Annotated in this window: 13 protein-coding genes; 8 read left to right on the top strand and 5 right to left on the bottom strand. The window is 71.7% G+C overall.

Annotated elements, in window-relative coordinates; all coding sequences use genetic code 11:
- Window positions 1-17: 17 nt before the first annotated feature.
- The 3 genes from B7R87_RS18420 to B7R87_RS18430 form a co-directional block, all read right to left on the bottom strand.
- Window positions 18-305, bottom strand: coding sequence for a hypothetical protein (locus B7R87_RS18420; RefSeq protein ID WP_006347561.1), 288 nt, complete (start codon window positions 303-305; stop codon window positions 18-20).
- A 130-nt stretch (window positions 306-435) separates the two neighbouring features.
- A complete protein-coding gene (locus B7R87_RS18425; protein WP_332903353.1) occupies window positions 436-2,826 on the bottom strand; it encodes an ABC transporter ATP-binding protein in 2,391 nt (796 codons plus the stop codon).
- 266 nt (window positions 2,827-3,092) lie between these two features.
- Window positions 3,093-5,390, bottom strand: coding sequence for a SpoIIE family protein phosphatase (locus B7R87_RS18430; RefSeq protein ID WP_006347559.1), 2,298 nt, complete (start codon window positions 5,388-5,390; stop codon window positions 3,093-3,095).
- A gap of 275 nt (window positions 5,391-5,665) precedes the next feature.
- Here B7R87_RS18430 and B7R87_RS18435 point away from each other — a divergent pair, with 275 nt between their 5' ends.
- The 7 genes from B7R87_RS18435 to B7R87_RS18465 all read left to right on the top strand — a co-directional run bounded on the left by B7R87_RS18435 (window position 5,666) and on the right by B7R87_RS18465 (window position 10,369).
- Window positions 5,666-6,733, top strand: a complete 1,068-nt coding sequence (locus B7R87_RS18435; RefSeq protein WP_233168871.1) for an Acg family FMN-binding oxidoreductase — start codon at window positions 5,666-5,668, stop codon at window positions 6,731-6,733.
- 302 nt (window positions 6,734-7,035) lie between these two features.
- Complete coding sequence (locus B7R87_RS18440) at window positions 7,036-7,350, top strand: 4a-hydroxytetrahydrobiopterin dehydratase (RefSeq protein ID WP_006347557.1); 315 nt, start codon at window positions 7,036-7,038, stop codon at window positions 7,348-7,350.
- A gap of 160 nt (window positions 7,351-7,510) precedes the next feature.
- The gene (locus B7R87_RS18445) at window positions 7,511-7,711 is read left to right on the top strand and encodes a hypothetical protein (RefSeq protein ID WP_006347556.1); all 201 of its coding nucleotides are present in this window, start codon (window positions 7,511-7,513) and stop codon (window positions 7,709-7,711) included.
- Window positions 7,695-8,222 (top strand): DUF6879 family protein, encoded by a 528-nt coding sequence (locus B7R87_RS18450; RefSeq protein WP_006347555.1) that lies wholly within the window; start codon window positions 7,695-7,697, stop codon window positions 8,220-8,222. The genes B7R87_RS18445 and B7R87_RS18450 overlap by 17 nt, the downstream gene beginning before the upstream one ends.
- Window positions 8,212-9,045 (top strand): helix-turn-helix domain-containing protein, encoded by an 834-nt coding sequence (locus tag B7R87_RS18455; RefSeq protein ID WP_078902209.1) that lies wholly within the window; start codon window positions 8,212-8,214, stop codon window positions 9,043-9,045. Before B7R87_RS18450 ends, B7R87_RS18455 begins: the two co-directional genes overlap by 11 nt.
- Before the next feature lie 100 nt (window positions 9,046-9,145).
- On the top strand, window positions 9,146-9,604 hold the full coding sequence (locus B7R87_RS18460) for a glycine-rich domain-containing protein (RefSeq protein WP_006347553.1): 459 nt from the start codon (window positions 9,146-9,148) through the stop codon (window positions 9,602-9,604).
- A 132-nt stretch (window positions 9,605-9,736) separates the two neighbouring features.
- On the top strand, window positions 9,737-10,369 hold the full coding sequence (locus B7R87_RS18465; protein ID WP_269847476.1) for a class I SAM-dependent methyltransferase: 633 nt from the start codon (window positions 9,737-9,739) through the stop codon (window positions 10,367-10,369).
- Between the two features lie 16 nt (window positions 10,370-10,385).
- Here B7R87_RS18465 and B7R87_RS18470 read toward each other — a convergent pair whose 3' ends face one another.
- The gene (locus B7R87_RS18470) at window positions 10,386-10,595 is read right to left on the bottom strand and encodes a hypothetical protein (protein WP_006347551.1); all 210 of its coding nucleotides are present in this window, start codon (window positions 10,593-10,595) and stop codon (window positions 10,386-10,388) included.
- A gap of 105 nt (window positions 10,596-10,700) precedes the next feature.
- Between B7R87_RS18470 and B7R87_RS18475 the strand changes: the two genes are divergently transcribed.
- The gene (locus tag B7R87_RS18475; RefSeq protein ID WP_006347550.1) at window positions 10,701-11,690 is read left to right on the top strand and encodes a GlxA family transcriptional regulator; all 990 of its coding nucleotides are present in this window, start codon (window positions 10,701-10,703) and stop codon (window positions 11,688-11,690) included.
- 21 nt (window positions 11,691-11,711) lie between these two features.
- Here the strand turns inward: B7R87_RS18475 and B7R87_RS18480 are convergent, their stop codons facing one another.
- Window positions 11,712-13,379 carry a bifunctional 3'-5' exonuclease/DNA polymerase gene (locus B7R87_RS18480; RefSeq protein WP_006347549.1) on the bottom strand — a complete coding sequence of 556 codons (1,668 nt, stop codon included), beginning with the start codon at window positions 13,377-13,379 and terminating at the stop codon, window positions 11,712-11,714.
- Window positions 13,380-13,407 lie beyond the last annotated feature (28 nt).

The following is a 13,407-nucleotide window of genomic DNA, read 5'->3' on the forward strand; positions in this document are numbered from 1 at the left end:
AGCGCCCGCCGGGCCTCTCAGCCGAACGACTTCCGGAACGTCTCCTCGAAGGCGGCCCGCACGGGAGCCTTCACGTCCTCCCACCGCAGGCCGAGCTCCTCGGCCCGGTCCGGCAGTTCTTCCTGCACCTCGTCCCAGTGCCACGCGCACCAGAAGCGGACGTCGTCGGCGACGGACTCCCAGCCTCCCGACTGCCGGTAGGCGAAGTCACCGGCCCGCCCTTCGGCCTCCTCGCGTGCCTCCCCGACCAGCTCCGCGACCGCCGCCGCATCGGTGCTCTCCGCCCCCACCCGGTGTTCGTCCACGACCCCGTGCCCGCCTTCCTGATGCCTCTTCCCGCCCTGAACGCGGAAGCTAGCAGCCCGTGTTCCTCCGTGTGAGCGCAATCGCCGGGACCGGCGGCCCCGCGCCGTGGGGGCGCGGGGCCCGTACCCGCTACTGCTCCGCGGGCTCCGGCTCGTACGCGTACTGCTCGGACTGGACCCGGTACATCCTCCGGAACGTGCCCACCGCGTCCGGGGACATCAGATCGGTGAAGGAGCCCTCCTCCACCACCCGGCCGCGTTCCAGCACGTAGATCACGTCGGCGTGGCGGACGCTGTGCAGTCGGTGGGTGATCAGGACGACCGTCTGGCCGTCCGCCGCCATGTTCCGGATCTGGTCGAAGACCCGCTGCTCGGCCTCGGCGTCCAGGGCGCTGGTCGGTTCGTCGACGACCAGGATGCGGGCGTCGCGGTGCCGGGCGCGGGCGATGCCGAGGCGCTGCCACTGGCCGCCGGAGATCTGGTGGCCGCCGCGGTAGCCCCGGGCCAGCAGGGTGTTCCAGCCGCGGGGGAGGGACGCGACCGTCTCGTCGGCGCCCGCGTAGGCCGCCGCCTCGTCGAGCAGGGCGTCGTCCTGGGGGGCCGTGGCGCGGCCGATGGCGACGTTGATACGGGCCGTGAAGGGCCACCGGTAGAAGTCCTGGGCGACCAGGGCGATCCGGTCGAACAGCTCCGCCCGGTCGGCCTCCGTCGCGTCGACGTCGTCCCACATCACCCGGCCCGAGTCGGGCGCGTACAGCCCGCACAGCAGCTTCGCCAGCGTCGACTTGCCGCTGCCGTTGTTGCCGACCAGGGCGACGATCCGGCCGGTGGGGATGGTGACGTCGACCCGGTCCAGCGCGGGGGTGTCGTGGTCGCCGGGGTAGGTGAAGCTGACGTCCTCGAAGCGGATGGACCGGAGCTGCGCGGGCAGCGGGCGGCCGGTCTCCGGGATCAGCCGTTTGTCGGCCTCCTTGCAGAGGGTGTCCAGATCGGAGACGAAGAGGCTCTCCTCGTAGAGGTAGTTGAGCTGGATCACGAGCGCGTCCAGATTGGAGGAGCCGGTACGGATCGCGATGACCGCCGTGCCCGCGACCGCCAGATCCATCGTGCCCGTCCACAGGAGCAGTCCGAGGGTGGTGTAGGTGGCGGCGGTGGCCAGCCCCGTCCAGCCGGAGGCGACCAGTCCGGTACGGGCGGCGAGCCCGGCCAGCCGGGTCTGCTCGCGCTCCCCGGTCTCGGCCATCATCCGGAAGTGCCGCAACAGGAACGGGCCGATGTTGTGGACCCGGACCTCCGGCGCCGCCTGGGCGTCGATCAGCAGCCGGCCGAGGAGCTGACCGGCCCTGGCGTGCTGCACCCAGGTGTGGAACGACACGTACCGGCGGCGCGCGATCGTCAGCGAACTCCATGCGCTGGGCAGCGTCATCAGCATCAGCAGCGGCAGCAGCGCCGGGTGCAGGACGGTGAGCACACCGGCCGCGGCGGCCAGCGAGATGCTCGCGCTCACCACCGACGTACAGAACCGGATCATCCGGCGCGCCGATTCCGCGCCCCACTGCGCCGAGTCCAGCAGTTTGTGGAACTGCTCGTCCTCGACGGCGGACAGTTCGACCCGGGCGACCCGTTCCAGATACTCCTCGGTCGCCACCCGGAACACCTTCGGTTCCAGCCGGCCGGTCCCGGCGGTGGACGCGGACCGCAGCAGCGCGCCGATCACGGCCGTGACGGCGACGACGGTCAGCGCGGGTACGGCGGCGATCAGTTTGTCGACGGTCGCTCCGCCGCCGAGGAGATGCACCAGGACCTGATTGACCGCGATCAGGCCCATGGCCTGGGCGATCCCGCCGCCGATCTCGGCGCCCGCGACCTGCCGCAGCGCCCGCCGGTCGGCGCGGTGGGCGAGGCGGACGGTGGCGGCGATCAGGCCCGGCATCCGGGCGATCATGGCGCGCAGGTTCAGTTCGAGGAAGGAGCCGTCGTGGGTGCTCCAGCCGGCTTCGTAGCGCAGGGGGCCGCCGAAGAGGAGGCGTTCGGACTCCGAGACCTCCTCCTCCGCGCCGTGGGCGCGTTTTCCGCCGGGTCGTGGTGGTGGGGGTGAGGCACGGTCGGGACCGGCCGCCGCGGGTTCGGCGTCGGCCGATGAGGAGCCGGGGCCGGTCGGCGGGGTGTTGCGGTCGGCCGGTGCGGGCCCGGCGTCGGCCGCCGCGGGGCCGGGGTCGGCCGCCGCGGGGCCGGGGCCGGGGTCGGTCGGCTTGCTGCCGCTGTCCGTCGGTGCGGTTCCGGAGTCCGTCGGCGTGGGTCCGGAGTCCGCCGGGATCTTTCCGAGGGCTCCCGGCGGGGAGTTCTCCCTCCGGGGGTCGGGCTGTACGGGCGCGGATGCCGGGCGCGGGGCCCGCACGGTCTTCATCCGCAGCCGGTTCCGGCGGTTCTGAAGGTTCTGCCGGTGGTTCTCGGTCGTCCCGGGTTTCTCCGGGGGTGTGGTTTCTGGGGTCTCCGTGGTTCCGGTATCCCGCTGTGTCATACGAGCCACCCGTCTCGGTCAGTGGATACGTCCCCCCTGCCCACACCCTGCTCCGCCGGGTGTGTCCGGCGGAGATAAAGGGCCGTTTCCACCCCGGGACGGGCCCGTCTGTGCCATGGGGCATGCGCGCCGGGCATATACCTGTGGCTACTACATCTGTGGCTACTGCATCTGTGGCCGCTGCAGCTGTGCCCGGTCCAAGGACACCGCGCGTGACTCCGCCGAACCGGCCGCGAGCCGGGCCGGTCGGCCGCGCGCCGGGCCGGTCAGCGGGACATCTTCGCCGGGCCCGACCCCCACGACGTCCGCCGGACCACCAGCACCGCCACATCGTCGTACCCCGGCTGCGCCGGACCGTCCGACACCAGGCTGTCCGCGAGCGCCTCCAGGTCGGCCGCCCGTTCGCCGCCGCCGTGCTGAGGGCGGGTCACCCACGCGGAGAGCCGTTTCGAGACCGCTGCCACCGCCTCCTCGTACGACCGGTCCGGGGTGTCCACCAGACCGTCGGTGTAGAGCACCAGCACCGAACCAGGTTCGAGCTGTCCGTGGTGCACGGGATACCGGTCGGCGGGGGAGTAGCCGAGCGGCAGCGCGCCGGGGACCTCCAGTTCGCGGACCGTGCCGTCGGGTTCGGCCTGGAGCGGGGCGGGATGTCCGGCGCGGACGATCTGGAGATGGCCGGCGCGCGGTGACACGTCCACGATGCAGCAAGTGGCGAAGCGGTCGGTGTCCAGGCCCCAGAGGGTGCGGTTGCCCCGGGCCATCAGATGCTCGGCACGGTAGCCGTCGTCGGCGTGCGCCCTCAGGGCCGTACGCAACTGTCCCATCACGCCCGCCGCCTGGGCGCTGTGGCCCTCGACGTCCCCGATGACCAGGGACGCGCCGCCGTCCTCGCGGGGCAGCAGATCGAACCAGTCGCCGCCGACCTGCATGCCCTCCGCCGCCGGTACGTACCGGGCGGCGATCTCGTAGCCGGGCAGCCGGGGCAGCGCGCGCGGCATCATCAGCTCCTGGAGGTCGGTCATCCGCCGCCGGAAGAGGTCGGAGAGCCGGGCCCGGGCCAGGGACTGGGTGAGGATGCCCGCGATGGCGGCGGTGACGATCTGGTCGTCGGAGCCGAACTCACGAGGCGACGCATAGGAGATCAGACAGCTGCCGACCGTGCCGTCCGCCGAGGTCAGCGGGATGAAGACATAGGCGCCATGGGCCTTCGCGGGCCGGAATCTGGGGTCGGGGAACCGGGCCTCGTACTCCGCGCGGTTGCGGAAGAAGAGGGGGTGCCCGGCGCGCAGCGCCTCCGCCATCGGGTTGTCGTCCACGGTACCCATCACCCGCAGCCGGTCCAGCGTCTCCCGGGGGTAGCCGACCGCGCCCGCGAGCAGCAGTCTGCCTTCGTGCTCCAGGTGGATGGCGAGCGCGTTGGCGCCCAGTTCGGGCAGGACGGTCTCGGTCATGGTGTCCAGCACGTCCTGGGTGGTGAGCGCGGCGGCGAAGGAGTTGGTGACGTTGAGGACGAACTCCCGCCGGCTTTCGCGGCGCTTCGCCCGCTCCCGCTGGGCGGTGGTGTCCCAGATGACGCCGATCAGCAGCCGGGGCTCGCCGGTCGGGCTGTGCTGGACCGTGCCCTTGGACTCCAGCCAGTGGACCGAGCCGTCGGGCCAGACCACGCGGTGCGCGGCATGGTGCTCACCGGTCTTGAGGCTCTCGTCGAGGACGGTGCGGATCCGCTCGACGTCATCGGGGTGGATGGTGCGCAGGAAGGATTCGGCGAGGGAGTCGAAGCGGTCGGGGTCGAGGCCGAAGAGACGGATGGTGCGCTCGTCGGCGATGACCGTGCCGGAGGGGATGTCCCATTCGTACGAGCCGATGTTGCCGCTGGACATGGCGAGGTCGAGCCGGGTGCGGCCGCTCTTGCTGCGGCGCCGGAAGTCGTGGAGGTCGGTGTCGTGGCGGACGTCCCGGGAGGCGGGCGCGGCGCTCCCGTCCCGTACCCCCGGCTCGGCCGCCCGCTCCGCCCGTTCCGCCTGCTCCCGGACCCGCAGATGCTCCAGCCGGTGCGCGTACACCTCCGCGACCATGATCAGCAGCCGGTCGTCGGCGGGCGGCAGCGGCAGCGGGCCGTCGTACTGCACAACGAGCGTGCCCAGTGCCCGTTCGTCGACCAGCAGGGGTACGACCGCGAAGCGGACCGCGTCCCGCAGGGTGGGGAGGTCCGGATAGCGCTCGGCGAGGTCGTCGGAGAAGCCGTAGACGATCCGGCGCTCGCGTACGGCGACGGCGGCGGGGAGCGGGGAGTCGGGGGCGACCACGGGGAAGCGGTGGACGGCCTCCTCGTCCATGCCCTCGTAGCCGGTGAGCCGGAGCCAGCCGTCGTCGTCGGTGAGGAAGACGGCCCCGCCGTACGCGCCGACGCCGGTCCGGCAGATCCGCAGGGCGGTGGTCAGGAGGGAGTCCGGGTCGGGGCAGGCCAGCAGGCGCAGCACGCCCTCGCGGACGGGGTCCCCGCCGGGTGGGCCGGTGCGGGGGCCCGCCTCCGTACTCGTACCGAAGTCCTCCGCCGTCATCGGCGGTCACCTCCCTCCTCGCGGAGAAGGTCGTTCCGTGGACCCAGTCTCCCCGGGGAGACGGGAACTGTCCTCACGGCCGCCGACGCCGGACGGGCGGCGGCGGGACTCCCTAAGAGGGGGTAAAAAATCTGTTTCTGGTGGTTTATATACCATATAGGACTTTTGGCCTTTCTTTGTGGTCGAGGGGGCGGCGACGCTGGTAGGGACCCTCCGCCCGCAGCGGGGCCCGGTGAGGCCCGGGGCGGGCGCCCCCCAGCAGGAAGCGGAACGCCGTGGCCCCCACACCCGTGGCACCCCCCGATGCGGCCCCCCTCGACGAGACGCTGGTCGCAGGCCTGGTCGAGGACGCGACCCAGGCCCCGTCCATGCACAACGCCCAGCCGTGGATCTTCCACTACGACCCCGGCAGCCGTACGTTCCGGCTCCGCGCCGACAGTGCGCGGGAGCTGCCGCTGGCCGACCCGGACCGGCGGGCGCTGCACATCAGCTGCGCCGCCGCCGTACTCAATCTGCGGGTCGCGGCGGTCCACGCCGGATGGGATCCGGTGGTCGGACTGCTGCCCGACCCCGCCGACCCGGATCTGCTGGCCGAGATCACGCTGCTGCCGCGGCGTCCGGAGTCGTACGAGGAACTCGCCGAGCTGTATCCCGCGCTGCACCGCCGCCACACCAGCCGCGCGCCCTACGGGGACGAGCGCATCGAGGGGTCCCTGCTCGACGTGCTGAGCCGGGCGGCCCTCCTCGAAGGCGCGCACCTCGCCTTCCCCGACACCTTCCACCGGCGGACCATCCTCGACCTGAGCACCGAGGCGCTCGTCCGGGAGCAGGAGGACGCGGGCCACCGGGCGGAGATCGCCCGCTGGGCCGGGGACCCGCCGGAGGGCGGGGGAAGGGACGACGGCATTCCGCGGTACGCGTTCGGGCCGCGGGCACGGGGCGGCGGGGTGCCGGTCCGCGACTTCGGGCCCCAGCCGGGTGCGGGCGGGCCCGCTGCCTCCGCCTCCCCGCTGCTCCCCGACCCCGATTTCGTCCGGGAGTCCGCGGTCTTCGAGGAGTCCCCGCAGCTCGCGCTCCTCGGCACGGTCCGCGACCACCCGGCCGACTGGCTCCGGGCGGGCCAGGCGATGGAACGCGTACTCCTCGAAGCCACCCTGGACGGGCTGGCCACCTCCGTCGCCTCGCAGGCGCTGGAGTGGAGCGACCTGCGGTGGGCGATCCGGGACCCGGCGTCGGCGATGGGCCATGTCCATATGGTCATCCGCCTGGGCTACGGCCCGCCGGGCCCGTCCACGCGCCGCCGCCCGGTCGAAGACGTCCTGTCGATCGGCGGCGACGGCTAGCCGGAGGCCGGTGACGGGGCGACCCGGTGGATCCCCCGGCCGGGCGCCCCGGTGGGCCCGTGGCCCGGGGTGGCCCGAAGGCGCGGCGGACCTGCGGAAGCCCGTACGTACTACCGAGCCTCGTAGCCGCGGGCGGACGGCCTTCCGCAGGGACCGCGCCGCGCCGGGGTCCGCCTCCGGCGGCCGGGCAGTGGATACGCTCCGTCGGGGGCGCCGGCGGCCGGCGCACGGACCATCGGCGGCGTCCCGACAGGCCGCGCAGCCGATTGCGGTGACCACCGCACGTACCCGAGGAGATTCCCATGGCCGCCACCCCGCTGACCGCCGCCCAGCTCGACGAGGCCCTGACCGCGCTCCCCGACTGGACCGCCGACGGCGGCAGGCTCACGGCCGCCTTCACGGTGGACCGGGCCGATGTCCCGGCCCTCTACGCGGCCGTGGCGGCAGCGGAGGACGAGGCGAACCACCACGCGGAGGTGACCATCCTCTACGGCACGATCGGCTTCGCCCTCTCCACCCACGACGCGGGCGACGCGATCACCGCCCTCGACACCACCACGGCGGCCCGCCTCACGGCCCTCGCCCTGGCCCACGGCGCCCGCCCGTCGAACCGCTAGCGATCACTGGCACCGGTCCGCAGTCGCCGTCCGCGATCGTTTACCCGACAACGCGAATACCGGGCGCACCCCGTGGACAGGGCCACGAGGCCGTCCTACCGTCGCTTCCGATGACCGGTACCGGGTACCGGTCCCGAAGAGGAGGGGAGGGCCGGCCGGTATGGAGTTGACCCGTCTCACCGGAAAGCTCGACGACCCCAACTGCGACGATGACGACTGTCCGAACGTCTACCAGACGGCGAGCGGCTCGTTCGTTGTCCAGGGTGAGGTCTCCCATGCGTTCGAGCCGCCGGCAGGCGAGGCCCTGGTGGAGATTCCCGAGGATGTTCTGAGGGCGGCTTTCCGTGCGCTTGGCTGGTGAGGACTGGCGTCGGTTCTTCGACGCATTCGGGCGAGAGGCATGGCGTTTCGAGGCGCAGCCCGTCTACACGATGCCCAGAGAGCAGGAGAATGTCGCCCGATTCCTTCGAGGAGAGGCGAAACCCGCAGAACACAACGCCCGATGGCACGAGCGGGTGCATTCCTATGTGCAGTCCGGGCGGACCATCGGACGGGTTCGCATCGTTCGGCAGCCGCTCACCGATTATCAGCGGTATCAGTTCGCCTGGGGAATCCCCGGAAATATCGCCGCCGGTGAGGACATCCGTGTCCTGGACGTGACCTCGCACGACTACGGACTTCCGCTCTCCGGGGGGCGGGACTGGTGGATGTTCGACCGGGCCCGTATCGCCCATCTCAACTTCGGACCGGACGGAACCCAGATTAACCGCGAAGCTTACGAGGGCGATCCTGCCCCCTACCAGGAGTGGCAGCGCATTGCCTTGGAGTATGCGGTGCCCTTCGAGGAGTTCGTGAAAGGCCTTGACGTTTGACCCGGGGCAGTTGGGCAGGTCCAAGGCCGATCTTGCGGAAGCCCTCGGAGCACTGCGCCGACGGGCGGGCCGGACACAGGTCTGGCTTGCCCGTCGCTGCAATATGTCCCAGACCAAGCTCAGCAACATCGAAACCGGTCGGATCACACCAGGCCTCGTGGATGTCGAGCTGATCCTCAAAGCCTTGGGCACACCCCGGGAAACCGCGGCGCAGATGACAGCGCTGGCACGCCTCGCCCACACGGAGTGGCAGGGCAAGCGGGCATCGTGGCGCCGAGGCGTGGACAAGCGGCAGGCGGAGCTGGCCGGTCTCGAAGCGAAGGCAGTAGAGCTTCGGTACTTCCTGCCCGCCATGGTGACAGGGCTCCTGGCAACCCCTGCCTACATGCGTGCCGGTCTGGCCCATGTGCCGGGGGACATGTCCGGCACTCTCGCCAGGAAGCTGGAGCGGCAGGCAGTACTTCATGACAGCGGGAAGCGGTTCACCTTTCTGCTGACCGAGCAGGCAGTGCGATGGCCCGTGACGTCGCACGAGTCGATGGCCGCACAGTTGGACCGTCTGATATCCCTGTCGCATCTGCCTGGTGTTCGCATCGGTGTTCTTCCCTTCGTGCTGCCCGGTGTGCGCGGTCCGATGAACACGTTCACCGTCTACGACGAACGCCTGGTCACTGTCGAGACATTCACCGGGCGGCTCGTCTTCCGTGACGTCAGGGACATTGCCGACCACCTTGAAATCTTCTCCTCGTACGAACGGATCGCTTCGTTCGGCGACGAGGCCAGGGATCTTCTCCGAAAGTGGGCGGGCATCTACCGCTCGTGATCGTTTATCCGGTAACGCGAATACCCTGGCTCTTCGGCTGTCTACTCTGAAAATCTGCTGGAAGGAAGGTCGATGCATCTCGGCTTCAGGAGGAAATGACATGACGACAGCCCGTCGGGGGAGTTCGGATCTTCTGCATCTGATCAGCCCTGAACTACGTGCCGACCTGATTGCCGTCGTTCGTGACGACTACTGGTCCGATCTCTCCGACGAGCTCGGTGAACGTGGCGTCGGCCAGCTCGTCGCCTTCCTGGCGACCGCTGCGAAGACCTCGGGCAGGATGACGCCGAGTCTTCGTGTGGACTTGTTCTGGCACGCCTTCTTACTGCACAGCAAGCCCTATGCCGAGTTCTGCGCTTCCATTGGAGCCGGGTTCATCCACCACGTGCCGGACCGCAACGGACACGACCCCCGCGCGGGAAGGGCGGCCATGGCGCGCACAAGGGACACCATCCGGGCGGCCGGGCACGCCGTCGACCCCGAGTTCTGGCCCGGAGACGGTGCAGCCGACTGCAGTCAGAGCTATGCGGGCTGCTCCGACAGCCCCGTCAACACTTAGCCCGCCCGTCACTCCAGCCGCCCGGACCTGTCCGGGTGGCTTCCGCGGAACGGAAGGAGCAGCACTGCCGTGGCCGAGGCCCCGAGTGCCGCATGGGATGTCTACGCCCGCACAGCGCCGACGCGGCGGGCGGTGAATTCTCGTGGGGAGAAAACCTGGTTCAACTGGACCCAGCACGCCGATCACGGCCCTGGGGCGGAGGTTCTGGGGCTGGGCGCAGGCGGAAAGGCAGTGGACCTGGGATGCGGAAGCGGTGGGAACGCAGCGCACCTTGCCCGGCTCGGAATGCGAGCCGTGGGGGTTGATCTCTCCGCTCGACAGCTCGCCAGGGCGCGTGAGCGGTGGGGGGAGACCGGTGGTGTGGAGTGGGTGGAGCGCGACGCCCTCGACTGGCTGACGGCCGGGCCCGGCGGCTGGGACGCCGTGTACAGCGTCTTCGGAGCCGCTTGGTTCACCGATCCGGAGCTGCTGGCGCCGACAGTGTACGCCGGGCTACGGGACGGTGGCGTATTTGCGTTCTCGCATCGGCCGCCGGTTGAAGGGTGCTACGGGCGGCAAGCGGCCTTCATCCCACGGGGGGAGGGCGAGGACCCCGCTGTTGTCACGCGCTGGGACCACCCACCGGAAACCTGGTGCGAGTTGCTGCAAGGCTGCGGCTACAAGGACGTGACGGCCACGGTGATCCCTCCTCCCGAGCAGGGCCCCCGCCGGGCGGGGACCCTGCTCGTCCGCGGGGTGCGTGGTGCGGGCAGCCGAGCCGGGTGACCGGATCGGACCGGGGTCACGCGGCCGTCGTGTACGGGATCGGGGCCGGTTCGGACGGGGCGGTGGAGCGGGGGGTCGGATGGTCGTTCGGTACGGGCTCCGCGCGGGTCGCCGCCTCCTGGAGCTCGCGGTCGATCGCCCGGTCGCGGGCCGCGCCGAGCAGGGACGGGAGGGTGACGAATGCGGTCAGGGCGGTCACGGCGAGGTAGCTCCAGAGTGTGTTCATGCCCTCAACTGTCCCCGTGCGCACCGCTCGACAGCAGTGGCAGAACTGTCATGAATCTTCGATTTACTGCCACTCTGCCGAGGTGCCCGTGGCACACTGGCGAACATGCTGAGCAATGTGGCGGTACCACTGCTCGACACGGTCCACCCCTTCGAACTCGGGGTGCTCTGTGAGGTGTTCGGCCTCGACCGCAGCGACGACGGCATGCCCGTCTACGACTTCGCCGTCGTCTCCGCCGAAGGGCCCACGCTCTCCACCCACGCGGGATTCACCATCACCACCCCGCACGGTCTGGAGCGCCTGGAAGAGGCCGATCTGATCGCCGTCCCGACCGGCGGCTCCTATCCCACCCGCGGCTATCCCGAGGAGCTCCTCGCCGCGCTGCGCCGCGCCGTCGACCGGGGCGCGCGGGTGCTGAGCGTGTGTTCCGGTGCCTTCGTCCTGGGGGCGGCCGGTCTCCTCGACGACCGGCGGTGCACGACCCACTGGCGGTACAGCGCCGCCCTGGCACGCCGCTTTCCGCGGGCCGTGATCGACCCCGACGTGCTGTACGTGGACGCCGGACCGGTCGTCACCTCCGCGGGTACGGCCGCGGCCATCGACGCCTGCCTGCACATCCTGCGCCAGGAGCACGGCCCCGAAGTCGCCAACTACATCTCGCGCCGCATGGTCGTCCCGCCGCACCGCGACGGCGGGCAGGCGCAGTACATCACGCACCCCCTGCCGCGCAGCCGCTGCGACACCGTGGCCGGGACCCTCGACTGGATGGAGCGCCACCTCCGGGACGACATCACCGTCGACCAGCTCGCCGAACGCGCCCATATGTCCCCGCGGACCTTCGCCCGCCGCTTCCTCCAGGAGACCGGCACCACCCCGTACCGCTGGCTGCTGCGCCAACGTGTCCTCAAGGCGCAGGAGTTGCTGGAGTCCACCGACGAGACGATGGACGTGATCGCCGACCACTGCGGTTTCGGCAACGCGGCCGCGCTGCGCCACCACTTCCTGCGCACCCTCGACACCACCCCGAACGCCTACCGCCGGACGTTCCGCGGCGATCCGGGCGTGAAGGACGGCGGTCGCCGCGCCACCGTCTGAGCGATTCCCCGCCTCCCGGTGTCATTTCGCGTCCGCGTAGCACTCCACCGCCGCCGTCGTGAACGGGAAGCGGACCGGGGTGCCGCCGAAGGCGATCCGGCCCGCCAGGGCGCCCGCCTCGCGGATTGCCTCCGTCACCGCCTCGGTCTCCTCCGCCGGGCAGTGGACCACGACCTCGTCGTGCACGAAGAACACCAGCTCGGCGCGGAGTCCCGCGGTCGCCCGGCGCAGGGCGGCCAGCATCAGCAGGGCCCAGTCCGCGGCGGCGCCCTGGACCACGAAGTTACGGGTGAAGCGGCCGCGGGCACGGGCGTCGGAGCCGCCGGAGCCCGGGGCGCCGCCCTCGTCGTCCTGCGGCAGCCCCGCCTCCTCCGCGTCCGCGGCGCCCGACACCGGGGGACACGTACGTCCGAGGTACGTCCGGACCAGCCGGCCCTCCTCGCCCGCGCGGGCCGCGTCGTCCACATAGGCGACCGCCGCCGGGAAGCGCCGCCGCAGCGCCGCGAGGTTCTTCAGGCCGTCGCCCGACGTCTGCCCGTAGATCGCGCCCAGCAGCGCCAGCTTGGCGTGCTCCCGGTCGCCCGCGAACGCGCGCGTCGACAGCAGCGAGTACAGATCGCCGTCATGGCCCGCGACCTCCATCAGACCGGGGTCGCGGGAGACCGCCGCCAGCACCCTCGGCTCCATCTGGTCCGCGTCGGCGACCACCAGCCGCCAGCCCTCGTCCGCGACCACCGCCCGCCGGATGACCCGGGGGATCTGGAGCGCGCCCCCGCCGTTCGTCGTCCACCGCCCGGAGACCGAGCCGCCGGGCAGATAGCCGGGCCGGAACCGGCCGTCCCGCACCCAGTCCGCCAGCCACCCCCAACCGTGCGCCACCCAGATCCGGTACAGCTTCTTGTACTCGACGAGCGGCTTCACCGCCGGGTGGTCGATCTCCTCCAGCTCCCAGCGGCGAGTCGACCGCAGCCTGACGCCCGCCTCCGCGAACGCCTTGACCACATCCGCCGGCAGATCCGGCCGCACCCGCCGCCCGAACGCCGCCGACACCTCGTCCGCGAGCTGCGCCAGCCGCCGCGGCTCCCCGCCGCCCGCGTACCGCTCGCCGAGCAGCTCCTCAAGGAGCCGCCGGTGCACATCGGCCCGCCACGGCAGCCCCGCCCGGTTCATCTCCGACGCGACCAGCATCCCGGCCGACTCGGCGGCCGTCAGCAGCCGCATCCGGCCCGGATGCGCCGTCGCGTCATGGCGGCGCTGCTGCTCCGCGTACACCTCCAGCAGGGACTCCAGCGGCACCGGCACCGGCCGCGGCTCGAACAGCGACGACTGGGCACCCGGCTCGGCCGCACGCTGCGGCGGATCGGGCGGTACGGGCTGCCGCCGCAGCCGGGCCAGCGCGGCCGCGGCCGACCGGGGCTCCCCGAACCGGCCCTCGTGCCCGAGGAGCAGCAGTTCGGCGTCCTCGATGTCGTAACACCGCTCCACCGGGACCCCGGCCGCCAGCAGCCGGGGATAGACGTCGAACGTGGACCGCCACACCCAGCGGCCCACCTCCGGCCGCGACCGGACCGCCCCGACGAGATCCGGCTCCTCGACCACCGGCCCGGCGGGCAGCCCGTCGGGGCGCAGGGGGACGAGCCGTGCCCCGTCGCCCTCCTCCGCCGCCGCGATCGCCCACCGTTCCGCCATAACGGGAAGTCTGTCAGGAGGGTCCGAC

The sequence above is a fragment of the Streptomyces tsukubensis genome (assembly GCF_003932715.1).
Taxonomy (GTDB): Bacteria; Actinomycetota; Actinomycetes; order Streptomycetales; family Streptomycetaceae; genus Streptomyces; species Streptomyces tsukubensis.

What these genes read in the sequence shown, in the direction of transcription:
- B7R87_RS18425 (WP_332903353.1), bottom strand. Translation starts at nt 2,826, where the DNA reads ATGACACAGCGGGATACCGGAACCACGGAGACCCCAGAAACCACACCC.
- B7R87_RS18430 (WP_006347559.1), bottom strand. Translation starts at nt 5,390, where the DNA reads ATGACGGCGGAGGACTTCGGTACGAGTACGGAGGCGGGCCCCCGCACC.
- B7R87_RS18440 (WP_006347557.1), top strand. Translation starts at nt 7,036, where the DNA reads ATGGCCGCCACCCCGCTGACCGCCGCCCAGCTCGACGAGGCCCTGACC.
- B7R87_RS18445 (WP_006347556.1), top strand. Translation starts at nt 7,511, where the DNA reads ATGGAGTTGACCCGTCTCACCGGAAAGCTCGACGACCCCAACTGCGAC.
- B7R87_RS18460 (WP_006347553.1), top strand. Translation starts at nt 9,146, where the DNA reads ATGACGACAGCCCGTCGGGGGAGTTCGGATCTTCTGCATCTGATCAGC.
- B7R87_RS18470 (WP_006347551.1), bottom strand. Translation starts at nt 10,595, where the DNA reads ATGAACACACTCTGGAGCTACCTCGCCGTGACCGCCCTGACCGCATTC.
- B7R87_RS18475 (WP_006347550.1), top strand. Translation starts at nt 10,701, where the DNA reads ATGCTGAGCAATGTGGCGGTACCACTGCTCGACACGGTCCACCCCTTC.
- B7R87_RS18480 (WP_006347549.1), bottom strand. Translation starts at nt 13,379, where the DNA reads ATGGCGGAACGGTGGGCGATCGCGGCGGCGGAGGAGGGCGACGGGGCA.